Annotated in this window: 23 protein-coding genes; 11 read left to right on the forward strand and 12 right to left on the reverse strand. The window is 44.1% G+C overall.

The annotated features are described in order from the left end of the window. Nucleotides 1-72 precede the first annotated feature (72 nt). From xerD to thrC, 4 genes are all read left to right on the forward strand, one after another. Nucleotides 73-990: a site-specific tyrosine recombinase XerD gene (gene xerD, locus FB6_RS12230; protein ID WP_174560255.1), complete on the forward strand. Its 918-nt coding sequence runs from the start codon at nt 73-75 to the stop codon at nt 988-990. A 106-nt stretch (nt 991-1,096) separates the two neighbouring features. Then, nucleotides 1,097-1,912, forward strand: coding sequence for a DsbC family protein (locus FB6_RS12235; protein WP_174560256.1), 816 nt, complete (start codon nt 1,097-1,099; stop codon nt 1,910-1,912). 125 nt (nt 1,913-2,037) lie between these two features. Then, complete coding sequence (locus FB6_RS12240; RefSeq protein WP_174560257.1) at nt 2,038-3,342, forward strand: homoserine dehydrogenase; 1,305 nt, start codon at nt 2,038-2,040, stop codon at nt 3,340-3,342. A 62-nt stretch (nt 3,343-3,404) separates the two neighbouring features. Continuing rightward, nucleotides 3,405-4,544: a threonine synthase gene (gene thrC / locus FB6_RS12245; RefSeq protein WP_174560258.1), complete on the forward strand. Its 1,140-nt coding sequence runs from the start codon at nt 3,405-3,407 to the stop codon at nt 4,542-4,544. A gap of 101 nt (nt 4,545-4,645) precedes the next feature. Here the strand turns inward: thrC and FB6_RS12250 are convergent, their stop codons facing one another. Then, complete coding sequence (locus FB6_RS12250; RefSeq protein ID WP_174560259.1) at nt 4,646-5,698, reverse strand: serine hydrolase; 1,053 nt, start codon at nt 5,696-5,698, stop codon at nt 4,646-4,648. Between the two features lie 218 nt (nt 5,699-5,916). Here FB6_RS12250 and gacA point away from each other — a divergent pair, with 218 nt between their 5' ends. The 3 genes from gacA to FB6_RS12265 are packed head-to-tail and all read left to right on the forward strand — an operon-like array spanning nt 5,917 to nt 9,583. Continuing rightward, complete coding sequence (gene gacA / locus FB6_RS12255; protein WP_092819249.1) at nt 5,917-6,552, forward strand: response regulator transcription factor GacA; 636 nt, start codon at nt 5,917-5,919, stop codon at nt 6,550-6,552. A 28-nt stretch (nt 6,553-6,580) separates the two neighbouring features. After that, nucleotides 6,581-8,146: a sensor histidine kinase gene (locus tag FB6_RS12260; RefSeq protein WP_174560260.1), complete on the forward strand. Its 1,566-nt coding sequence runs from the start codon at nt 6,581-6,583 to the stop codon at nt 8,144-8,146. A gap of 24 nt (nt 8,147-8,170) precedes the next feature. Beyond that, nucleotides 8,171-9,583: a sigma-54-dependent transcriptional regulator gene (locus FB6_RS12265; protein ID WP_174560284.1), complete on the forward strand. Its 1,413-nt coding sequence runs from the start codon at nt 8,171-8,173 to the stop codon at nt 9,581-9,583. A gap of 6 nt (nt 9,584-9,589) precedes the next feature. On the opposite strand, the gene FB6_RS12270 is transcribed toward FB6_RS12265, so the two are convergent. From FB6_RS12270 to lptF, 4 genes are all read right to left on the reverse strand, one after another. Beyond that, nucleotides 9,590-10,765, reverse strand: a complete 1,176-nt coding sequence (locus FB6_RS12270; protein WP_174560261.1) for a S41 family peptidase — start codon at nt 10,763-10,765, stop codon at nt 9,590-9,592. Between the two features lie 26 nt (nt 10,766-10,791). After that, nucleotides 10,792-12,339: a 2,3-bisphosphoglycerate-independent phosphoglycerate mutase gene (gpmI, locus tag FB6_RS12275; protein WP_174560262.1), complete on the reverse strand. Its 1,548-nt coding sequence runs from the start codon at nt 12,337-12,339 to the stop codon at nt 10,792-10,794. Between the two features lie 143 nt (nt 12,340-12,482). After that, nucleotides 12,483-13,553, reverse strand: a complete 1,071-nt coding sequence (gene lptG / locus FB6_RS12280; protein ID WP_174560263.1) for an LPS export ABC transporter permease LptG — start codon at nt 13,551-13,553, stop codon at nt 12,483-12,485. 1 nt (nt 13,554) lies between these two features. Further along, on the reverse strand, nt 13,555-14,655 hold the full coding sequence (gene lptF, locus FB6_RS12285) for an LPS export ABC transporter permease LptF (RefSeq protein WP_174560264.1): 1,101 nt from the start codon (nt 14,653-14,655) through the stop codon (nt 13,555-13,557). Nucleotides 14,656-14,813: 158 nt separating this feature from the next. Between lptF and FB6_RS12290 the strand changes: the two genes are divergently transcribed. Genes FB6_RS12290 through blhA form a run of 3 tightly spaced genes read left to right on the forward strand, consistent with a single transcriptional unit; the run spans nt 14,814 to nt 17,323 of the window. Continuing rightward, entirely contained in the window at nt 14,814-16,262 is a 1,449-nt protein-coding gene (locus tag FB6_RS12290) for a leucyl aminopeptidase (RefSeq protein WP_174560265.1), read from the forward strand. After that, the gene (locus tag FB6_RS12295; protein ID WP_174560266.1) at nt 16,255-16,662 is read left to right on the forward strand and encodes a DNA polymerase III subunit chi; all 408 of its coding nucleotides are present in this window, start codon (nt 16,255-16,257) and stop codon (nt 16,660-16,662) included. Before FB6_RS12290 ends, FB6_RS12295 begins: the two co-directional genes overlap by 8 nt. A gap of 28 nt (nt 16,663-16,690) precedes the next feature. Next, nucleotides 16,691-17,323 carry a cell division protein BlhA gene (blhA, locus tag FB6_RS12300; protein WP_174560267.1) on the forward strand — a complete coding sequence of 211 codons (633 nt, stop codon included), beginning with the start codon at nt 16,691-16,693 and terminating at the stop codon, nt 17,321-17,323. Between the two features lie 121 nt (nt 17,324-17,444). On the opposite strand, the gene FB6_RS12305 is transcribed toward blhA, so the two are convergent. The 7 genes from FB6_RS12305 to glnK form a co-directional block, all read right to left on the reverse strand. Further along, a complete protein-coding gene (locus FB6_RS12305) occupies nt 17,445-17,990 on the reverse strand; it encodes a VTT domain-containing protein (RefSeq protein ID WP_174560268.1) in 546 nt (181 codons plus the stop codon). 113 nt (nt 17,991-18,103) lie between these two features. After that, on the reverse strand, nt 18,104-18,763 hold the full coding sequence (locus FB6_RS12310; protein ID WP_174560269.1) for a riboflavin synthase: 660 nt from the start codon (nt 18,761-18,763) through the stop codon (nt 18,104-18,106). A gap of 26 nt (nt 18,764-18,789) precedes the next feature. Further along, a complete protein-coding gene (locus FB6_RS12315; protein ID WP_174560270.1) occupies nt 18,790-20,082 on the reverse strand; it encodes a DNA adenine methylase in 1,293 nt (430 codons plus the stop codon). Further along, entirely contained in the window at nt 20,079-21,182 is a 1,104-nt protein-coding gene (ribD, locus tag FB6_RS12320) for a bifunctional diaminohydroxyphosphoribosylaminopyrimidine deaminase/5-amino-6-(5-phosphoribosylamino)uracil reductase RibD (RefSeq protein ID WP_174560271.1), read from the reverse strand. The genes FB6_RS12315 and ribD overlap by 4 nt, the downstream gene beginning before the upstream one ends. A gap of 24 nt (nt 21,183-21,206) precedes the next feature. Continuing rightward, on the reverse strand, nt 21,207-21,665 hold the full coding sequence (gene nrdR / locus FB6_RS12325; RefSeq protein WP_174560272.1) for a transcriptional regulator NrdR: 459 nt from the start codon (nt 21,663-21,665) through the stop codon (nt 21,207-21,209). A gap of 138 nt (nt 21,666-21,803) precedes the next feature. Continuing rightward, entirely contained in the window at nt 21,804-23,210 is a 1,407-nt protein-coding gene (locus FB6_RS12330; RefSeq protein ID WP_174560273.1) for an ammonium transporter, read from the reverse strand. A 58-nt stretch (nt 23,211-23,268) separates the two neighbouring features. After that, entirely contained in the window at nt 23,269-23,607 is a 339-nt protein-coding gene (gene glnK / locus FB6_RS12335; RefSeq protein ID WP_086174160.1) for a P-II family nitrogen regulator, read from the reverse strand. A 280-nt stretch (nt 23,608-23,887) separates the two neighbouring features. On the opposite strand from glnK, the gene FB6_RS12340 reads away from it, so the two are divergent. Continuing rightward, nucleotides 23,888-24,115 carry an accessory factor UbiK family protein gene (locus tag FB6_RS12340; RefSeq protein WP_174560274.1) on the forward strand — a complete coding sequence of 76 codons (228 nt, stop codon included), beginning with the start codon at nt 23,888-23,890 and terminating at the stop codon, nt 24,113-24,115. Nucleotides 24,116-24,173: the final 58 nt, after the last annotated feature.

A 24,173-nucleotide genomic window follows, 5' to 3' on the forward strand; every position in this document is an offset into this window, starting at 1 on the left:
ATTGCAAAAAAATTGGTCTACATTGAGCAAGACCACGAAAAATCTGGTGTTTTTAGTTAACGTAGAAGTGTCATGCTCAATAAAAAGCCTCGTATCCCAGCCCCGGTTCAAATTCCTGAACATTTAAGTTTTTTACAGGGGTTTCGAGATTATTTGATTGCTCAAACAGTAAGCCCACACACACGTAATGCCTATCTATCTGATTTAATTCAGTGTAGTGAATGTCATAGTGCTTACATGCCGGACTGGTCCAGTGATGATGTTGCCGATGTTTTGCTGAATCTCACCAAACAAGGCAAAAGCCCGCGTTCGATTGCCCGCTCACTTTCTGCTCTACGATCCTTTTATAAATTCTTGCGGGAACAAAAAATACGTTCCGACAATCCCGTTGCCACCCATAAAACGCCAAAAATTGGTCGAGCCTTGCCTAAAGATTTGTCCGAAGCGGATGTGGAAGCCCTGATTAATGCTCCCAACATCAATACCGCCTTGGGTTTACGTGATCGGGCCATGTTTGAAGTGCTGTATGCTTGTGGACTGCGCGTGTCGGAATTACTCAACTTAAGACTAGAACTGATTAATTTAAAACAAGGCTATTTACGCATTACCGGTAAAGGCAATAAGGAACGGCTGGTACCACTTGGACAAGTCGCCTGCGAATGGATTGAAAAATATCTACATGAAGCACGCTCTAGCCTGTATAAATCGGCGACCGACTATGTGTTTTTAACCCAGCATGGCGGCATCATGAGCCGGCAAAATTTCTGGTATGCGATTAAGCGTTATGCCCTGCAAGCCGGTATTCAGGCCGAACTGTCTCCGCATACCCTGCGGCATGCCTTTGCCACCCATCTTCTGAATCATGGCGCAGACCTGCGTGTAGTGCAGATGCTGCTTGGTCATAGTGATTTATCCACCACGCAAATTTATACCCATGTGGCGCAAGTCCGTATGCAACAACTGCACGCCAGCCATCATCCACGTGCCTAAGCTCAACGCCAGCCATCATCTACGACTAAGAAGTGTTAACGAGCGTGGCTTTTTTTTTGCTATGCTTAGCCACCAGTTTTTAATATTTACAAAAAAAGGGTTATTTATGTTATTTACCCGTTCAAAGCTTTTTATTGCATGTACTTTACTGAGCAGCGTAGCCATGACTGCCTGCTCAAATTCAAATAATGATGACAAAAAGCAAAGCACCTTAACGGCTAGTGCACCGGCAACTGGAGAGGCTTCCAATCTCTCTGAACGCAATGCCCAACAACGTCTGATCAATACGCTGCAGCAACACTTTAAAAAAGCCAATATCAATGCCAAAATTTTAAATATTAAAAGCACTGAAGTTCCAAATCTGTATTGGGTCACTCTGGAAGGCATGTCATCTGTCTATGCCACTGCCGATGGCAAATACATTATTCAGGGTGATGTGCTGCGTTTAGGCGACAGTAAAATTCACAATGTCAGTGAAAGCCTGCAATCTGAAGCCAATAAAAAGCTGCTTGCTAACTTAAAAACTGAAGATCTTCTGGTTTATAAAGCCAAAGGCAAAACCAAACACGTCGTTTATGTCTTTACCGATGCCAGCTGCCCGTATTGTCATAAACTGCATGAGCATATGGCCGAAATCAATGCTGCCGGTATTGAAGTGCGTTATATCGCATGGCCACGTGGTGAACAGTTCATGCCTGCCATGGAAAGCGTGTGGTGTAGTGCAGACCGTCAGGCGGCTTTTGATCAGGCAATTGCAGGTGCGCCACTACCTCCAGCGACCTGTAAAAACCCGGTACGTGACCAGTATCAACTGGGGATGAATATGGGCGTCAACGGAACTCCCGCTATTTACAATGCTGAGGGTGTTTATTTGGGTGGATATCTATCCCCTGAAGAATTGATAAACCGTTTAAATAACTAATTTTTATCAGTTCATTTACTAAATTTAATAGGTAGAGATAAAGTGATATCTACCCTAGAGTCTGGCGGTTTTTTTAGCTATGATCTAGATTGACTAAAAAGTTGAATACATATTTGGAGTGTGACGTGAAACCAGTTCGTCTGGCAATCCTCGGTCTTGGTACTGTGGGTGGTGGTGCCCTTAAACTACTAAAAGAAAATGCTGCTGAGATTAAACGTCGCACCGGTCGTGAAATTGAAATTACCCATGTCGGGACTCGTCGCCCTCGTCCTGATCTGGATTTGCCTGCTACAGCCAAACCAAGTGCCGATTTACTTGATATCGTGCGTCAGCCTGATGTTGACGTTGTGGTTGAAGTGATGGGCGGCATTCATCCGGCATATGAAGTGATTCGTGAAGCCATCATTCATGGCAAACAGGTGGTGACTGCTAACAAAGCACTCTTGGCTGAACACGGTAATGAACTGTTTAAACTGGCTGATGATCACCACGTTCAAATTGCTTATGAAGCGGCAGTTGCGGGTGGTATTCCAATTATTAAAGTATTACGTGAAGGTTTGGCAGCCAACAAAATTGACTGGCTCGCGGGTATCATTAACGGTACAGGCAACTTCATCCTGACTGAAATGCGTGAAAAAGGCCGTGCCTTTGCAGATGTACTGAAAGAAGCGCAAGAGCTGGGTTATGCTGAAGCCGATCCGACTTTTGACGTGGAAGGGATTGATGCTGCGCATAAACTGACTTTGCTTGCGTCAATTGCATTTGGTATTCCATTGCAGTTTGACAAAGTCTTCACTGAAGGCATCAGTAAAGTCACAGCCCAAGACGTGAAATATGCAGAAGACCTCGGTTTCCGTATCAAACACTTAGGGATTGCACGTCGTGCGGAAACAGGCATTGAGCTTCGTGTTCACCCGACCTTGATTCCTGAAGACCAACTGATTGCCAATGTCAACGGCGTGAAAAATGCCGTATTGGTTCAAGCCAATGCCGTGGGTCCAACGCTGTATTACGGCGCTGGCGCTGGTGCAGGCCCAACTGCTTCTGCTGTGGTTGCAGACGTGGTGGATATTGTCCGTGACATCTCTTATACCGAAGATGGTTCAGGGACTATTCCGCAATTGGCCTTTGAAGCACTGACTGACTTGCCAATTCTGCCACGTGAAGAAATGACTACTGGATACTACATCCGTATTAACGCCGAAGATCAAACTGGCGTTCTTGCAGATGTCACCACCATTTTAAGCCGTGCCGGCATCAGCATCGACGCGATCATGCAACAGCCGCGCTTAAAAGACCTTATTCCTATCGTGATTCTGACTGATCCAGTCAAAGAATCAAAAATGGATGAAGCCCTTCAGCAAATTCAAGCATTGCCCGTCATTCATGGCGAAATTGTACGAATTCGTTTAGAATCGCTTGATAATTAATCGGGTCGAGGGGAATATTTCCGTTCCTCTCGCCAAGCTCTACACACAATTGGAACATCATCATGTCTAATGCCAATCGTTATACTGGTTTAGTTGACCGCTATCGCGACCGTTTACCCGTATCTGCAACTACTCGCGCAATTTCTTTGGGCGAAGGTAATACGCCACTGATTAAGCTTGAGAACATTCCACGCATTATTGGCAAAAATGTTGAAATTTATGTGAAGTACGAGGGCTTAAACCCGACTGGTTCATTTAAAGACCGTGGTATGACCATGGCCGTGACGAAAGCGGTTGAAGAAGGCTCTAAAGCGATTATCTGTGCGTCTACTGGTAACACTTCTGCTGCAGCTGCTGCATATGCGGCACGTGCAGGTATCAAAGCATTCGTTTTAATCCCAGAAGGCAAAATTGCCATGGGTAAAATGGCGCAAGCGATGATGTATGGCGCTGTGACAATGCAAATTCACGGTAACTTCGATGACGGTATGCGTCTGGTAAAAGAAGTTGCAGATCAAGCACCTGTAACGATCGTAAACTCTATCAACCCTTACCGTTTGCAAGGTCAAAAAACCATTGCTTATGAAATCGTGGATGAGTTAGGTCGTGCACCAGATTACCACTGCCTGCCTGTAGGTAACGCAGGGAATATCACTGCACACTGGATGGGTTATACCGAAGCTGTAGCGAATCAGCCAAAAGAACAGTTTGAACAAGTGGTTTATGATCCTGAAACAGATCAATTCACTGGCCCTAAACCAGCAGGTTTACCTATTATGGCGGGTTATCAAGCTTCTGGCGCTGCACCATTCCTTCGTGGCGCACCAGTTGAAAACCCTGAAACTGTTGCAACAGCAATCCGTATTGGTAACCCACAAAGCTGGAACCATGCAAAAGCAGTAGTACGTGATTCTCAAGGTTGGTTTGATGAATTAACAGATGCTGAAATCTTGGAAGCACAGCGTTTGCTTTCTATGTATGAAGGTGTATTTGTTGAGCCAGCTTCTGCGGCTTCTGTCGGTGGTGCAATTCGTGACATTAAAGCAGGTAAAATTGCGGAAGGTTCTGTGATTGTTTGTACTGTGACTGGTAATGGTCTAAAAGACCCTGATACAGCGATCAAACAATGCCAAGACGCTGTGATGTTGTCGATTGATGCGACAATGGATCAAGTACGCGATTCAATTCTGTCAAATATGTAATGCATATTTAGACTGAATGAAAAAGCCCTGCAATTGCAGGGCTTTTTTTTAACCTAAATACGCAAAAGTTGAGTGAATTTGCGTATTCGATGGTCTAGAAATTAAATACGTTTCGGTAAGTTAGATACCCAGCTCATTAAACGAGTGGCATCATTGGTCCGTGCTGCAGAAGAATCTGCACCCAGCAAGACCACAACTGCGGGACGATTATTCAAAGTGGTGTGCATGACGACACAACGACCTGCTTCATTGATATAGCCAGTTTTCGAAATATTGATATTCCAGCCGCCATTACGCACCAAAGCATTGGTATTGTTTGATTTCAGTACACGGTAACCCAAGTTAAAGTCATAGCTTGGCGTAGTAGAAAATTGACGAATTAAACCATACTGAGAAGCCGTATTGACTAAAATACCCAAATCACGTGCAGATGACACGTTGCCCGGATGTAACCCGGTTGATTCCATATAATGGGTTGAATTCATACCCAATGCACGCGCTTTGGCATTCATTGCCGAAATGAAAGCTGCTCGACCACCCGGGAAAGTACGCGCCAAAGCAGAGGCTGCCGGGTTTTCAGATTTCATTAACGCAACAAGCAAAGCTTCTGCACGGTTCATGCTGTCGCCGGCACGCAAGGTCGAACTTGAACTTTTACAGCCAGAACATGAAAAATCAGATTGCTGTAAGGTGATTTTTTCAGACATGTTTAAACGTGAATCGGAAATGACTACAGCAGTCATCAATTTAGTAATTGAGGCAATCGGGTAAGCCGTATTACTGTTTTTACTAAATAAGACCTCACCGGTCTGACCATCCATAACCAAAGCTGCACGGGCATTCACTGAAGGCTGGTTGCTATAGTTCGAGTTATTTAAAACCTGTACCGTTTTAGGGGCTGAATGTTGAGCCACCCCATTCGAACTACGCACTGAGGTGGTAATTTTGGTAGAGCCTTGTGGTGATACTTCTTCAGCAGAGCTTGAAACATCACCATTTAATAACTGATTGGCATCTTCAGAGGACCAATTTAATGCAGCCTGCCCTGTCCCTTTAGACGCATCCACGACCAGTTCTGCAAAACTGGCTGAGCTCATGCTAAGTAAGATAGACATACCCAGCATATGCATTACAGATTTTTTTGAATTTTTCACGATGGTTTACTCAACTCAGGGAGGCAAGATACATTTGTGTATTACCTCAAAAATGCTTACATTTAGACACAAAGGTGAACATTTTTTGTTGCTCACAATATTGTGTATAACATTTAATTGAAAGATTAAGAATAGGATTGCTAATTTTGTCATTTCATTGCAAGCTTATTTTGCTTTATGTAACAAAAAAAATGCGTTTTTATATGAGGGAGAACTAAGTGATCACAGTTTTAGTCGTAGATGACCATGAATTAGTACGTACCGGAATTTGCCGAATGCTCGAAGACCATGCGGATGTTCAAGTGATTGGTCAGGCTGAATCTGGAGAAGAAGCGATTAACTTAGTCCGTCACCATCATCCTAATGTGGTTTTATTAGATGTAAACATGCCTGGCATTGGCGGTGTTGAAACCACACGACGTCTATTACAAACTGCACCGGAAACCAAAGTGCTCGCGGTCAGTGGTCTGGCTGAAGAACCTTATCCTTCTTTATTGCTGAAAGCTGGTGCCAAAGGCTATATCACCAAAGGCGCGCCTGTATCGGAAATGGTTCGTGCCATTAATAAAGTCATGCAGGGCGGCAAATATTTTAGTGCCGATATTGCTGAACAACTGGCCAGCTCCTACCTGTCCGATACCCAGCAATCTCCTTTTGATGCACTTTCTGAACGGGAAATGCAGGTGGCGATGATGGTGGTCAATTGTATTAGTGCCCAAGAAATTGCCGATAAACTTTTTGTCAGTGTCAAAACTGTGAACACTTACCGTTATCGTATCTTCGAAAAGCTGAATTTAGATAGTGATGTCAAACTGACCCATTTAGCGATCCGTTATGGACTGATCAAACCTTAAATGCCATTTGGCTCACCAGAAGACATGCATGACGCAAAAAACGACGAATAATTTTGAGTTCAACCAATATCATTTAGGCATTTGGTACAGCACTTACCGATTCATTATTGCAACCTGTCTTTTGGTGATTTTTTTATTCACTAATCAACGCTTCAATACGGATTATCATTATCCGCAGCTTTATTTATACACGCTGATGGGCTATGTTTCGGCGAGTGCAATACAGCTCATTAGCCTAAAAAACGTCCACTTTAATATTTCCCAACAACTACCGCTTTTATTTTTAGTGGATGTCATTGCGTTAAGCTTGCTGACGCTGGCTGTGGATGGCCCGAATCTGCAATTAAGTCTACTGTTTGTCGTCACCATCTTTGCGGCATCTTTATTACTCAATGCAAAAAAAGCCCTGGTGATTACCCTGATTGCCGTGATCAGTGTCATTTATCAACTTTTTTTAGGCAGCCTTTTTGATTTTTCTTCGCTCAACAATATAGGCAATAGTGCAGTATTGGCCTTTCTATTTTTGGTGGTCTATGGCAGTGGCCAGATTGCTGTCAAACGTTTCCAGTTGCTGGAAAATTTAAACTTTTCCCAATCCTTAGAATTAGACCGGCTGCAAAACCTGAATCGCTACATTCTGGAACAGATTGAATTCGGTTATCTGGTTTTAGATGAGAACTGCCATATTGTACTGAGCAATCCTGCAGCCTGCATGCTACTGGGCATTCCTCCACTCTATGGTTATGACATATATCCCTTATATAAAGCACAACCGGATTTATTTGAATTACTCAAATTTGATCAACTTCAGGACGGTGAGCGATTCCAGTTTGAATCGCAGCTTAGTCATTATCATATGCATATTGAAGTACAGAAATTGATGGTTCCACAGCAGACGCTAACGCTGTTGGTGCTACAAGATGCCAGCAAGCTCAATCAAAGGGTTCAACAGTTAAAACTCGCAGCGCTAGGACAATTGTCTGCCAGTATTGCCCATGAAATTCGTAACCCTCTTGCTGCCATTGTACAAGCCAACGAGCTATTAGGTGACAGCGATCAGCATCAGCAAGCGACCTTAAGCCGGATGATTTCAAAACAAACGCAGCGCATTGATCGTATCGTGCAAGACACACTAAATATGGTACGCAATAAAGAAACCCATCCCTCACAAATACATTTGGGTCAGTTTATTCCGCTGTTGATTCAGGAAGATTTATCGGATATTGCGACTCAGATTCAATGTAAAGTACAGGACAAAATTTCTATTCGCTTTGATGAAGCACAACTGCGTCAGGTCTTGATTAATTTGATCCGCAATGCCATTCGACATAATTCACCAGAGCATTCACATATTGAATTAAATGTGTACTCACATGAAAGTAATGTCCGTATTGATGTACGTGATTTTGGTCGTGGTGTAGAATCCAAAGATTTAGCTTATTTATTTCAACCTTTTTTTAGTACCGAAATCACAGGAACTGGTTTAGGATTATATTTATCACATAGCTTTTGTGAAGCCAATCAGGCCAAACTGGGTTATGTACAACAAGAACAAGGGGCATGCTTTCGAATAGAATGCCTGCGTGTTGCTTAATCAATTAAAAGATTGCTGGGGTGTATTGTGGAACAACAACCACTGGTTTTGTTAGTGGATGATGAGGAAGATTTGTGTACCCTCATGCAAATGTCCTTATCTCGTCTTGGGATCAAAACGCATATTGCACATCGCCTTGAACAGGCAAAACGACTGTTGACCGACAACAGATATGATGCCTGTTTAACAGATTTAAATTTGCCTGACGGTAATGGATTACAACTGGTGGAATGGATTAACCAACGCTTTCCATCCCTGCCTGTTGCTGTATTAACTGCCTATGGCAACATGGAAATTGCCATTGCGGCATTAAAGGCCGGGGCATTTGATTTTGTCAGCAAGCCGATTAACCAGAAACATCTAGAGCAGCTTTTACAGAAAGCCTTTAACCAGCCCATCGGAAATTTAAACAGCAAAGAAGAAAGTCTGGAACAGAAATTATTGATCGGACAATCTCTGCCCATTCAACAGTTACGCATTACTTTGAATAAAATTGCCCGTTCTCAGGCGCCCGTATTTATTACCGGTGAATCTGGAACTGGTAAAGAAGTGATAGCCAATCTGGTACATCGCCTGAGTAATCGCAATGAAGGCCCTTTTATTGCCATTAACTGCGGGGCCATTCCGACTGAACTGATGGAAAGCGAACTTTTTGGACATAAAAAAGGCAGCTTTACCGGTGCAACCCAAGACAAGCAAGGTCTGATTCAATCGGCTCACGGCGGCAGTTTATTTCTAGATGAAGTGGCAGAACTACCTTTAAGCATGCAGGTCAAACTGTTACGTGCGGTACAGGAAAAACGGATTCGTCCAGTGGGTTCAGATACTGAAATTGATGTCGATTTCCGGGTCATCAGTGCCAGCCATCAAGACCTGGAGGCACTGGTTCAACAAGGCCGCTTTAGACAGGATTTGTTCTTCCGTATTCACGTGATGGATTTAGTGCTTCCCCCATTACGCGAACGCGGCAATGACATTATTTTATTGGCTCATCATTTCATTCAGAAAATCAGTCATGAATGGGATATCGCACCAAAACAGCTGACGGAACGCGCAAAAAACTTTTTACTCAGTCAATATTATCCGGGCAATGTCCGCGAGCTACGAAATATTATTGAACGCGCTATTACCTTAAGTGATGATGAAAAAATCGACTTGCCACAGTTACAAAGTGCACCTTTACGTTATCCAGCAGCCAGCTCAAGCGATGAACCTGAAGAAAGCACAACGCTGCGTAGTGACATTCTTCTGGCTTCCAAGAAATTACCCGATGAAGGTTTAGAGCTCTATCTGGAAAACATTGAAAAAGATATCTTGATGAATGCACTGAACTTGACCCATTGGAACCGAACACTGGCAGCCAAAAAACTGGGCATGTCCTTCCGTTCCTTACGTTACCGCCTAAAAAAATTCGGTCTGGACACTGAAGAAGAATAAAACGCTTTATTTATGCGTTAAAAGCATCTCTGCAACATGTTCAAGATAGTTCTCTTCTTTCATGTCATGTTGCAGCAGATATTGCTGATTTGGCTGTATGCCCACACCCTCAATCATCTGCCCTTTCGGGGTATAGTAATGCGACACAGTCATCTGTAAAGCGGCACCATTAGACAGTGGGAAAAGCTTTTGCACAACACCCTTACCATAGCTTTTTTCACCGATCACCCAGGCACGACCATGATCTTTCATGGCTGCGGTAAACACTTCCGCCGCGGAAGCAGAACGGTTATTGATTAAAATACCTAGCTTTAAGTTTTGGAATTCAAAACTTGGTAAAGCCTGAAACTGCTGATCACCTTCGGAACGACTTTTGGTCGAAACAATTATCCCCTGATTCAAAAACAAATCTGCCGATTCCACTGCTGCAGACAACAAACCACCGGGGTTATTTCTTAAATCCAGCAAGACCGCTTTGACTCTTGAAGATGAATGTTCTTCAATGATTCGTTTGATTTCATTGGCGGTATCTTGTTGAAAGACTTTCACTTTGATGACCAGAACCTGATTATGTAACAGTACAGACTGGATATCGGTTTCTATTTTTTTATTGCGTACCAAAATAATGGGACTGCTATTTTGTGCCAGTTGCAAGCTTAAGGTCGAACCAATCGAACCGTTGAGTAAACTACTCACCTGATCATGATTGAGTTTTTTGAGTTCTTGATCATCAATTTTAAAAACCGTCACCCCATTGCGTAAACCTTGCTTGGCAGAGTCGGCATTGTCCTTTAAGCCTTGAATGACCCATTGATGCAACTGCTGCTCATAAACCAGTTCAAAATCAACCGAGGCAATGTCACCTTCGGTATATTGCAATAGCTGCTTATAATCTTCTGGACTTAAATAACGAGAATAGCGGTCTAGGCCACTGACCAAGCCTTTGATGGCTTGTTGAAATAAAGTCTCATCATTTTTAACATCGACATAATTTTCTTTGACAATGCTATAAATTTGTACAAATTGCTGAATCGATTCCACCGGAACTTCAGCATAATTTTCTTCGACTTCATCATCAAAATCTAAAACAGGCTGGTTTTTCACTGCAGCAAAACCAGAATGGCTTACACACATGAATAACGTTGTTAAAGCGACAATCATCTTCCAGCGTTGTAAAGCCATCCATTCACCTGTTTTGACGATTTATTTTATGATTTTAAAGTAATTAAATTACGACCTTTCATTTCTGCAGGTACAGGAATGTGCATGAGGCTCAACAATGTTGGCGCGACATCTGCAAGTACCCCACCTTCAGCAATAGTCGCAGAAGTTGGACCTACATAAATGAAAGGCACCAATTCTGTCGTATGTTGAGTATGCACCTGACCACTTTGGTAGTCCTGCATTTGCTCTACATTACCATGGTCAGCCGTGATCAGCATATGGCCTTTTTGTGCCATGACCGCTTCATAGACCCGGCCAAGGCAAGTATCTACTGCTTCAACAGCCTTCACAGCAGCATCAAATACGCCAGTATGCCCGACCATATCACCATTGGCATAGTTCACCACCAACAAGTCATATTCACCTGAATTGATGGCTGCAACCAGCTGATCAGTCACTTCATAAGCACTCATTTCCGGTTTCAGGTCATAAGTCGCCACACTTGGAGATGGAATCAGGATTCGCTTTTCACCCGGATATTCATCTTCACGGCCACCGCTAAAGAAAAAGGTCACGTGGGCATATTTTTCAGTTTCAGCAATACGCAATTGGGTTTTGCCCAAGTCAGACAAATATTCACCAATCGAGTTTTTCAGTGCTTCCGGCATATAGGCAACTGGTGCATCAATGGTTGCCTGATAACGCGTTAACATGACAAATTTAGACAGGTTCGGAACCACTTTACGTTCAAAACCGGCAAATTCTTTTTCTACAAAAGCTTTGGTAATTTCACGGGCACGGTCAGCACGGAAGTTCATGAAGACCACACTGTCTCCATCTTGAATTTTAGCCAGCTCGCCAATACGAGTCGCTTTAACAAATTCATCACTTTCTTCAGCAGCATAAGCCTGTTCCAGACCTTCAACCGCTGTTGCAGCCACATGAACCGCCTCACCTTCAGTGAGTAGTCGATAAGCCTGTTCTACGCGATCCCAACGGTTATCACGGTCCATGGCAAAATAACGGCCGATCATGGTCGCAATACGTCCCTGACCCGGATACTGAGCAAAAACTGCATCTAATTTTTCAAGTGATGGTTGCGCGCTTTTTGGTGGTGTATCACGACCATCCAAGAAAGCATGCAGATAAACTTTGGCACCACGTTTCAGTGCCAATTCAGCCATAGCGACAATGTGGTCTTCGTGCGCATGCACGCCACCTTGTGACAATAGCCCCATAATATGCAACGCACCATTGGCAGCTTTGGCTTTTTCAACTGCATCCACCAGCACTTCATGCTCAAAAAAAGCACCGGTACGGATGTCTTTAGTAATGCGGGTGAAATCTTGATACAACACACGACCGGCACCCAGATTCATGTGACCCACTTCAGAGTTACCCATTTGACCATCAGGCAGGCCAACATCTTCACCTGAACCTGAAATCAGACTATGCGGATGCTTTTCTTGCATAGCTGTTAAATTAGGTCGTTTTGCTGCCAGGAAAGCATTGTCTTCGACCGCTTCGCGATGACCCACACCATCCATAATTACCAATACGTGAGGGATTTTGCCAGCAGTTGCATCCGTCATAATGAACACTCTTTTGTTTACAATTTCATCGGTATATCTTACCGAATTTTCGGTCAAGACTCTATGTGCAGATCATGACTAAAGCTGATCATGCACATTGTTTTTATCACTATCTATTTAAAATTTATCACGCTATTTTGCAGTTATCGTGCGCGTCTCAGCAAATAACCACCTACCAGCATCATGATCACAATCGGTACAAAAACAAACCATGCCGGAGAAGGTGAATACACCAGACTTGCATAGCCTAGAAAATCCTGCAGATAGAAGAATCCTAGACCTGTGAATAAGGCAATGACCAGACGAAATCCCATAGACTGTTGGCGGAGTGGTCCAAAAATAAAGGAACAGGCAATCAACACCAAGGCAATCAGCGCAAATGGTGAACCGACTTTTTGCCAAAATGCCAGCTTATACGTTTTCGGAATCTGACTATATTCATGCATATAGCGCATAAAACTAACCAACTGGCTTGGTGATAAATCCTCTGGATCAATGGTCACCATATGCACATATTTCGGTTGCAGCGCTAAAGCCAAAGGTAGCTGATCGGTTTTCACCAAGGTCGAATTACCTTGCGGCAAAATATCCATTTGCGCAGCTTCCTGCAGCTTCCAGTCACCATTTTTAACGAACTGACCTTGTTCTGCATTGAGCACACCTTTCAAGCGATAACTGTCATCAAAATCTACCACCTGAACATGCTTCAACTGCCCTTTGGCATTGGCATAATCAATATAGATAAAGCGCTGACCTTCACGGGTCCAGTACCCTTTGACTTCACCCAGTGCACTGACACTGCGATGATCTTTCACGCTTTTGGCTTGCTCATTGGTATAAGGAATGACCCATTCACTCAAGACAAAGGATAAAACCACCAAAATCAGCGCCGAGCGGATCACCCAGCCGACAATACGCCACAGACTTACCCCAACAGAACGCATGACCACCAGTTCGCTATTGGAGGCCAATGTTCCCAAGCCCAGCACAGCACCAATCAGGGCAGAAATAGGTAGAATTTCATACAGATAACGTGGTGCACCCCATAATACATAGAGCAAGGCTTGCCATGCATTATAGTTTTCATTCAGGGAACCCAATTCACCCAAATAGGTAAATAGAACTTGTAAAACCGATAAAACCAGTGTGGCACCCAGCATGGCGAGTGCCGTGGTTTTGGTCACATGTTTCACAATAATTCGACGTGCTAACATTTTAAGACCTCACCTGCTGAATTCGTTTCTTGATTTTTGGTGCCAGTTTCTGTTTCCGGGAAAACAATGCTGCAGCAATGGTATAGACCAGCAACACTACCGGATAAGCCCAGATCCCCATCTCACCCTTACTAACACGAGTTTTGACTGCCATCAAGGCAACAATCAAACTGGCAAAAATCAATAAAGCAGGAAACAGTTTCAGATAACGCCCCTGACGCGGACTCACTTCACACAGGGCTATGGCCAATGCTACAGCCACAACAATTGAAAATGGCACGAAGATTCGCCAACCCAGTTCACTGGCTACCACAGGATCCTGACGATTGTTCCATATTTTAGAAATCGGTAAGGCCTCTACCTCCCCGCTTTCAAATTTGGCTTCTTTGTCACTTTCTAAACGTAAACGATAAGACTGAAACTCGGCTTGGGTATATTTAGGTGTGCCGGGGAAAATTTCGTAACGGCGGCCTTCAACCAAATCGACAATACTGGCCGTTTCATTCGCCACTTCAACACGAGTCGCTTCTTTGGCCAAAATCATGACATCCGGTTTGCCCGGTTTTTCAGCCCGTTGATAAAAAAACACATCTTTTAAATTACGGCGGTCTTCAGACAAGTCCCCGGCATAAATGGTATAAGGGCCGGAAGATATAAACTCTTTGGGACGCACTAAATCAAATCCGGTGCGCACGGCCTGATTGGTGGTTAATTCTTCAAACTGACGTAGTCCCCAAGGTGACATCCAGATCATCAATACTGCTTGAACAGCCAGATAGACCACCATCAAAGGAATGAGCAACCGCCCTAACTGATGTCGGCTAACGCCACTGCCATTCAGCACCGCCATTTCATGATCGACATATAAGCGACCAAACACCAGCATCAGACCAATAAAGAAGCCGAGGGGAAGAATTAACGTTAAAAATTCTGGCAGTCGATAACCAATAATACTAAACAAAATACTGGCATCTAAACGGCCTTGTGCCGCCACACCAAAATACTTGATCAGTCGACCACCCATCATAATTAAGGTCAATAAGGCAATCACAACCAAGGATGTCGACACCACTTGCTTGACCAGATAACGCCGAATAATCAAATTAATTCTTCCCAAAAAAGGCAAATAAAAACTAGCGCTAGTTTACCCGAATGGTGAAAATATAAAACCTATACTGTTGTTGTGCATTGAAACTCTATTCACAGAAATGTTTCAATGGTTTAATGGTTTGCAAACTTTCAAAGGCATGAATACAGAACATGAAACTCACAATTAATACGTCATTCCAAGAGAATGCGTCTAGTCCATATTTGTTGATATTAGTTGATTCTGAGCACCTGCAACAGGCAGCAACTGCCTATCAAATCAATGATTTAAACACCTTGGTTGAAGCCGCACAATTTAAAGCCAGCTTAACCGAAAGCTTGCCACTGATCGGAAAAGTTGCTGCTTGCGCCAATTGCGCCCTAATTGGCATCGATAAAGCTGCAGAGATTCAGCCGGCTAAATTAGCAAAAATCGCACAAACTATTATCAAAGCGTCACAAAGAAAATTCAAACAAATTAGCGTGGATATCTCCGCTCTGGCACCCGAACAACATTATTTATTTGCCTTAGCATTGACTCAGGCAGGCTATGCCTTTGATGAGTACAAATCCAAGAAAAATGAATTTATTCTTGAAGAAATTCATCTAATTGCAGAAAACAGCAGCTTAAACTCAGAACAACTCAGCTTGATTCATGCCGTGCAATCAGGTCAAAGTCTGGCACGTGACTTGGGTAACCGCCCAGGCAATATCTGCTTTCCTGAATATCTGGCAGAACAAGCCCAAGCCTTGGCTGCAGAATATCCGGACTTGCTGAAAGTCACTGTCATTAATGAGCAGCAGATGGCGGATCTGGGCATGAATGCCTTCCTTGCAGTCAGCAAAGGGTCTGATCGTCCCGGTCGTGTGATTACACTCGAATACAAATCTAATACAGAACAAGCGCCAGTCGTACTGGTAGGTAAAGGCGTTACTTTTGATACCGGTGGTATTTCACTCAAACCAGGTCTGGGCATGGATGAAATGAAATTCGACATGTGTGGTGCAGCCTCTGTACTCGGTACCATCCGTGCACTGTGTGAATCGAAATTACCTATTCACGTGGTCGGTGCGATTGCTGCGGCGGAAAACATGCCTTCAGGTCATGCAACCCGCCCGGGCGATATCGTGACCAGCATGAGCGGTCAAACGGTCGAAATTTTAAATACCGATGCCGAAGGCCGTTTGGTCCTTTGCGATACCCTGACTTATATCAAACGCTTTAATCCGGCTTTAGTGATTGATATTGCAACCCTGACTGGTGCTTGCGTGGTGGCTTTAGGTTCAGTCTTGACGGGGATGTTCACACCAGATGATGAATTGGCAGCAGAAATCAGTGCTGCAGGCCAAACGGCATTTGACCGGGTATGGCGCATGCCAGTGATTGAAGATTATCAGGAACAACTGGACTCTCCTTTTGCCGATATTGCCAATATTGGTGGACCGAAAGCTGGTTCAGTCACTGCTGCATGTTTCTTACAACGCTTCACCCGCGAATATCGCTGGGCGCATCTAGACATTGCCGGAACGGCATGGAACTCAGGTACAGCCAAAGGTGCAACCGGTCGTCCGGTGCCATTACTGGTTCAATTCCTGACCAATCGTGCGCAGTCGAATGGCTAAAGTCAGCTTTTACCTGTTTGAAAAAAGCAATGAACGGCAAGTGCAAAGCACTTGCCGTTTGTGTCGCAAGATTCTGAAACAGCCGGAACAGATCTGGTTGTATTGTGAAAATGCCGACTTGCAGCAGCAGCTCGATGAACAATTGTGGAGTTTTGATCCCAGCAGTTTTATACCGCATGGCATTGATCAGGAACACGCCACCATTTGCATTTCATCGCGTCTGCCGGAACAATCGAATTGGATTGTGTTTAATTTTAACAATCAAGCCCTTGAACAGATTGATAAATTTAGTCACATTATAGAAATCATCGAAAATAATGAATCGGCAAAACAACTGGGTCGTGAAAAATTTAAACAATATCGACGCTTAGGTATTGAGCCGCGAACTTTCAAGCTTTAGCCAATCAATTGAAATAAGGAGAGATGTGGTGGCATTAAATGTCGGTCAAGATTTTAAACAGCGCTGGTTAGATGTACCTGAGGCTGTTCGTCAGGCATTTATTGATGACTTACACCGCGTCTGTAATGTCCTCAAACCGGAAACCAATATTCAGAAGTGGCTGGAAAAAGACAAAGAAGCCCAGCAGCAATCTTATGAAAAAATTGAGCGTGCATATGTCCAGCGCAAGGCTGAGCTGATTGAAGAAGCGCGTTTGCGCAAGCAGCGTGCTTTGGAACAGTCTCTTGAAAATAAACGTGCCGAACAAGCCGCTTATGACCAGGCCTTAATGCAGGATGAAGCCAGACAATTTGCCGAGCAAGTACATACCCTGGCTTTTATCCGTCAAAATGTAGAGCATGAAACCCAAACCTATACCGCGCGTTTTCATAAAAACCCAGAAGGCGCTGCCTTGAACTTTGCCAAAGGCATGCTGTCGATTCCTGATGATCAAATATTATCGGAACTGGAAACGGTTCGTTTACGTCTGGAACTGGAAGCTGAAACATTGATTGAGCAAGCGGTAACAGTATTTCGTGCCAAACTACTTCAGGCCAGTCAGGAAGAAATCGAGTACATTTTAAAGCATTCTAATTTTTCAACAGATCAACCTAAGTCCTGATCTCTGAAACATGCTTTGGGTATTTTTAAATGTTGTCGTTAGCATCAAAAAGTCCATTTCGATGGACTTTTAAATGTTGTTTTTAAAAAAATAATTAAATTTCAAATAAATAATAAAACGATTAGAACAAGTCTACCGCCAGACCCAGCATATTGCCTGCCCCATAGCCAATCCCTAATAATAAGCCGATCCAGATTAAACCACCAACCACGTTATACAGCATAAAACTTAATACATTCATATGCCCAGCACCTGCTGCAAAGGGCGCAAACGACCGTACAAAAGGTACAAAGCGCGCAACTAAAATGGTTTTACCACCATGCTTGGCAAAATAATGATTGGTTTTCAGAATATAGGCTGGTTTTAAAAACCGTGAATGTTCATGGAAAAACTTAAAGCCCAGAATCTTCCCAGTATAATAATTGACGATATAACCCAATACCGCAGCGCTAAACAGTAACAGTCCCATAAAGTGTAAATGAATGACATCTGTACTTGAGCAAAGCGCCCCTATCGCAAGCAGCAGGCTATCTCCCGGCAAGAAAAACATAAACACCGAGCCGGTTTCTGCAAAAATAATCAAAAATAAAATAACATAGATCCACAGACCATACTGATCCAGTAAAGTCGGTAACCATTGTTCAATATGCATTAAAAAATCAAGCATTTACCAATATCCATTACCATCTTCATATATGCTTCACAGATTAAAAAACCATCACTCAGAAATAAAAAAACAGCCTCATTTTTCAATCAGACTGTTTTCTATTCTAGGAGCTTTTACTTCAAGAAGCCATTTTCTGCCAAAAAGGCCATGCTCAATTTCGACTGTTCTTTGACTTCAGCGGCTTTATCACCCAGCATCAAACGCTCGATATAACGCGCCAACACATCCACTTCCAGATTCACTTTGGCCCCGGTTTTCCAAGTGCCAATATTGGTTCGTTCAGCAGTATGTGGAATCAGATTCAGGCTGATAATATTGCCACGCAAATGGTTAATGGTCAGGCTTATGCCATCTACAGTCACCGACCCTTTTTCTGCCAGATATTTGGCAATTTCAGCAGGCGCTGTCACTTCATAATAAATAGAACGGGCATCTTCACGAACCAGCGTGATTTCACCGACTGCATCGACATGACCGCTGACGATATGACCACCAAAACGGGTGGTCGGCAACATGGCTTTTTCAACATTGACCGGCTGACCGACTTTCCAGGTGCCTAAGGTGGTACGGTTTAAACTTTCCCGTGAAACATCGGCGGCATACCAGTGGTCACCCCATTCAATCACAGTCAGGCAAATACCATTGGTGGCAATCGAATCGCCCAAATGCACATCAGACATATCCAGATTGGTGCCAATACGCAAACGCACATCACCGCCCACGCTTTGCAAGCTTTCTACTTTACCTAGACTTTCAATAATGCCTGTAAACATAAATATTCTCTAATTCTGTCGTTGTTTTACCACAATGCCAGTTGTGTACTTACGCCGGTTGTGTCCACACCACCCAGTTCAGCAAAATGATACAGCTGACCCAAAAGCTGGCGCAGTGGAGGACCCGATTTGGCATGAGTATCGGTAATCACAATAAATTCTAGCACACGTGCGCGTTCTGACTGACGTTGCTTGCTGACCCGATAACGCGGTACATCTTGCGTCAACAAGGTCACCCGACCACGTTTTAAATTGGCCTGCAACAAATCAGCGGCTTCAATATTACCATCGGTCGAATAGCTGGTCAGAATATAACGTGCATTAATCGTTGCCAATAATTTTTCATAAGCTTCTTTGGCATGCTTGGAAGAGTTGTACTGGCTCGGACGCTCTTTACGCCATGCTCGGTCAATCCCGCTTTTAAAACCTTTGGTGTCGGGGCTGGGTAAATCGACCTGATCCCATAGCGTCAAGGCATTCAACACATGATAGTTACTGCTATAGGCATGCTGGTTATAAGGCGGATCCAAATAAGCGATATCCACCTCAAAATTACTCATTTGATTGGCCAGATGCTGGGCATCCACACACCACATTTCCGCAGCCGGTTTTTTCGGATCGCCAATTTCACAGAAACGGCTTGGCGTTAACCAGAGCAATGATTCAATGCGTTCCAAAGCCGTTTGGGTTTTACCGCCCCAGCCATGATGGAAACTTTTGAATACCCCAGAAGTATTACTGACAAAACTGGCGGAATACAATAATGGCGCGAGCAAAGCCGACATTTCAACATCATCAATCGCGCCTTGTGCCTGCCAGGTGGCAATCTGCTGGCGAATGGCATCAATGCGCATGCCGTTACGACGTTTAAAGAACAGTCGATCACGGGTCGGATCATAGATTTCATCATTACGCGGACACAGGTTATGCGTCACCCAGCCTTTAACTTCCGGCAAACGGTTCAGATAATCAATGGCTTTTTGATAACCGCCCAGCTCTTTAAATGCCGGTGCTTCCACGCAAGATAAAATCGCATTATTTAAGGCATGGCTGTAGGGTTCCCAGTCATTGGCAATCACCCGATAACCATTTTGTCGCGCCAGACGTGACACCACACCGGAACCGGCAAAAAAATCGGCAAAAATCGGCGCACGGCCATTGTGGTGATTTAAGGTTCCCGTGCTCTCAAGCGCCTCTAGAATCAGATGTAATAAACGGCGTTTATTTCCCAAATAGGGAACAAGCTGATTGAAAAGGTATTCATCTGTGGTACGTGCTGAATGACGACGCTTATGATAAACCGAAGACTCTGAATTCATACTGTCTCTTGAGAAGGGATTAACCTTAAGCGCACATCCTCGCCCAACTGGGTCAGGTCTATGAGCTTAAATCGAAGTTGCTCTGCCATACGGTCAAATTCCGCATTAAACATCGCACGTGCTGTTTGACCTAAAAAGGTCGGTGCAACATAGCTGATCATTTCATCGACCAATTGCTGCTGCAAAAAGGCCGTAGATAATGTTGCCCCTGCTTCCACCAGCACATCATATATCTGATGTTGGGTAGATAAGGTCTGTAGCAAGTCTTTTAAAGGCTGTACCTCAAATTGTAGCACGCCTAAATCAGCCAGTTCCTGACGGAATGGTCCCATCACCATGACTGTTTCGGGTTGCTGCAGTATTTTTGCATTCAGCGCTAAGCGGCCCTGACGGTCCAACACCAGACGTTTGGGCTGGACAATCGTGCTGATATCGTCCACACCCTTAAGCTGACGTACATTCAGCTGACAGTCATCGGCCAGTACCGTTTCAATGCCGGTAATGACCACGCCTGAAATCGCGCGCCAGTGCTGCACATCCTGACGGGCCTCAGTTCCGGTAATCCATTTCGATTCACCCGAGGCCATGGCAGTTCGCCCATCCAAGCTGGAAGCCACTTTTAAACGCACATAAGGCATACCGCTGGCCATAGCTTTTAAAAAGCCCTGATTCAGCTGATGGGCTTCTGCCTGACAAATGCCAACTTCAACGTCAATACCGGCATCTTTTAAAATCTGTACCCCTTTACCCGCGACCAGCGGATTTGGGTCTGGACAGGCCACAATGACTTTCGTGACCCCAGCTGCAACCAGACCTTTGGCACACGGCGGCGTACGGCCATAATGTGCACAAGGTTCCAAAGTGACATATGCGGTCGCCCCTTTGGCCTGTTCACCCGCCTGACGCATGGCAAAGACTTCCGCATGCGGCTGCCCGGCCTTCGGATGAAAGCCTTCTCCGACCAGTTGACCCTCTTTAATGATCACACAGCCGACATTGGGATTGGGTTTGGTGGAGTATTGTCCCAGTCGTGCTAATGCAATTGCACGCTGCATCCAGACCTGATCTGACTGAATGGAATCTTGCTTTAACTCGGACATGGAATAGCTCTTGGAAAATAAATCTTAGTGTTCGCGCTGTTGCATTTGTTCAATTTGACGACGGAAGGCTTCAACATCCTGAAAGTCCTGATAGACCGAGGCAAACCGGACGTAAGCGACATGGTCCAGGGCAAATAGAGCCTGCATGACAATTTCACCAATGGTGCGTGATTTCACATCACGTTCCCCTAGGCGGCGAATCTGTAATTGGATATCGCTGAGTACGGTTTCAATCTGCTCTTGAGTAACAGGACGCTTTTGCAAGGCATGCATCAGGGAACGACGCATTTTGGCTTCGTCAAAAGGTTCACTTTTACCATCGGATTTAATTACCCTGGGCATCACCACTTCATAGGTTTCAAATGTAGTGAAGCGTTCACCACAAGTGATACATTCACGACGTCGGCGAATCTGGCAGCCTTCGGCAGCCAAACGCGAATCGATCACTTTACTATCGGCGGCGTTGCAAAATGGACAATGCATAGCGGTTTAATTGAACAAATCAAATCGGATTTAGAGTGTAGCAAAAATTCTGGGCTTTGTAGAGCTTTACGCAAGATATGGAAAAAAAACAGCCCTTACGGGCTGTTTTACACAATATATTGATTATCGGTTTTTAGATTATTCTACACGTTCGCCATGTTGACTCAGGTCAAGACCCATACGTTCGTCATCATTCGCAACACGGATACCAATCACCAGATCAATCACTTTCAGAATAATGAAGGTTAATACTGCAGAGTAAGCGATGGTTGCCAATACGCCTTCAACTTGTACCCATAATTGATGCAACATATCGGTAGGTGCTTTTTCACCCATAATGAATTCGCTAGCGAATACTGCAGTCAAGATTGCACCAACAATACCACCTACACCATGTAGACCAAAGGCATCCAAAGAGTCATCCGCTTTAAGCGCACGTTTCAATGCGGTAATACCCCAGAAGCACACTACGCCACCGATTAAGCCCATTGCCAATGCACCACCTACAGTCACGAAACCTGCTGCTGGTGTAATCACCACCAGACCTGCAACCGCGCCAGATGCACCGCCCAATACAGATGCTTTACCACGTACCACTTTTTCAGTAATCAACCAAGAGATGGCTGCTGCCGCTGCTGCAACTTGAGTCACCACAAGTGCATAACCTGCTGAACCATTTGCACCTAATGCAGAACCACCGTTGAAACCGAACCAGCCAACCCACACCAAGCTTGCACCGACAACGGTTAAAGTCAAATTATGCGGAGCCATAGATTCGCGGCCTAAGCCCATACGTTTGCCCAGCATATATGCTGCAACCAAACCTGCGACACCTGAGTTAATATGAACAACTGTACCACCAGCAAAATCAAGGGCACCGTCATTGCCTAACCAGCCACCACCCCATACCCAGTGGGTAATTGGTGCATAAACAATCACGCTCCAAAGCGTAATGAATGCAACGAAAGCACCAAATTTCATACGCTCTGCAATCGAACCTGTAATAATGGCTACAGTAATGATGGCAAAGGTCATTTGGAAAATCACAAACAGAATTTCTGGAATGGTACCGGTTAAGGCACTGGTGGTAATGCCGGATAACATGATTTTATCCAAGCCACCAATAAAGGCATTGCCTTGACCAAAGGCCAGCGTATAACCAATTACTACCCAGGTAATACTGACGATTGCAGCAGCAATAAAGCTGTGTGCCATCGTGCTAAGTACGTTTTTCTTACGTACCATACCACCGTAGAATAATGCCAAGCCCGGAATAGTCATCAGTAAAACAAGTGCTGTAGACACTAAAATCCATGCCGTGTCACCTGTATCTAATTTTACTTCTTCTTCTGCAGGTGCTGCTGCTTGTTCAGCTGGAGCAGGTGCCGCAGCTAATTCAGAATTCGTTGCTGAAGCAGCTGCTGTTTCAACGACTGTTACATCTTCAGAAGGAGTGGATGCTGCTGAGACTGCTTCTTCAGCCCATGCAACAGAACCACCTAAAAGCGCGCCAGACAAACTAAGCGCAATGAGCATTTTTTTCATTCGTATCCCCCAACCTAGTTTTTTGAGTTATTAGGTACTCAGCAAACTTCATGCCAAATTAGACAGCGTCTGCACCTGTTTCACCGGTACGAATACGGATGACTTGTTCTAAATTAGTAACGAAAATTTTACCGTCACCGATTTTCCCTGTGCTTGCAACACGAGTGATAGATTCAATGACTGAATCAACCATTTCGTCGCTAATCGCAATTTCAATTTTTACTTTAGGTAAGAAATCAACGACATATTCTGCGCCACGATAAAGTTCAGTATGACCTTTTTGACGACCAAAGCCTTTGACTTCAGTTACAGTGATCCCTTGAACACCAATGTCAGACAATGCTTCACGCACATCATCCAGTTTAAAGGGTTTTACAATAGCAGTTACGAGCTTCATGTTTGTTTTCCTTCGGCTTCTTTCACCAGTAAGGTTTTATGTTCAAAATTCGTGCCAAAAATTCTAAGGTTGGGGGAAAACAGAAACTTCCGACACGAGTTTTCTTTATAACCTATTTTATACTTTTACATGTAGTCTGAATTTTAAAATGTAGACATTTTTACTATAAAATTTATCTTTTTACTTATCGGAACCAGCCATATCTGCTTGTGCAGGACTATGGTCTGGCTGTGAGCAATGATACACTAGCAACCACTTTTCCATCGCTATGGACACTGCAATGATCGAAACTTTATTACAAGCAATAATGCAACAAATCGACCAACCGAAAAAAGATGTTGAACATAATTTACGTGCCCTTCTGAATGAAGCAGTCACTAAAATGGATCTGGTTTCCAAAGATGAAATGGAGCGCCAACGTACTGCACTAAATAATGCCAACTCAAGATTAAACCAACTGCTTAAACAAGTTGAAATTTTAGAAAGTAAAATCAATAACAACAAATAAGCACTATTCTGGTGCACAAAAAGACGCAAAACGATTAAAAATAACGCACTATAATGGA

The sequence above is a fragment of the Acinetobacter bouvetii genome (assembly GCF_902753875.1).
GTDB classification, from domain to species: domain Bacteria; phylum Pseudomonadota; class Gammaproteobacteria; order Pseudomonadales; family Moraxellaceae; genus Acinetobacter; species Acinetobacter bouvetii_A.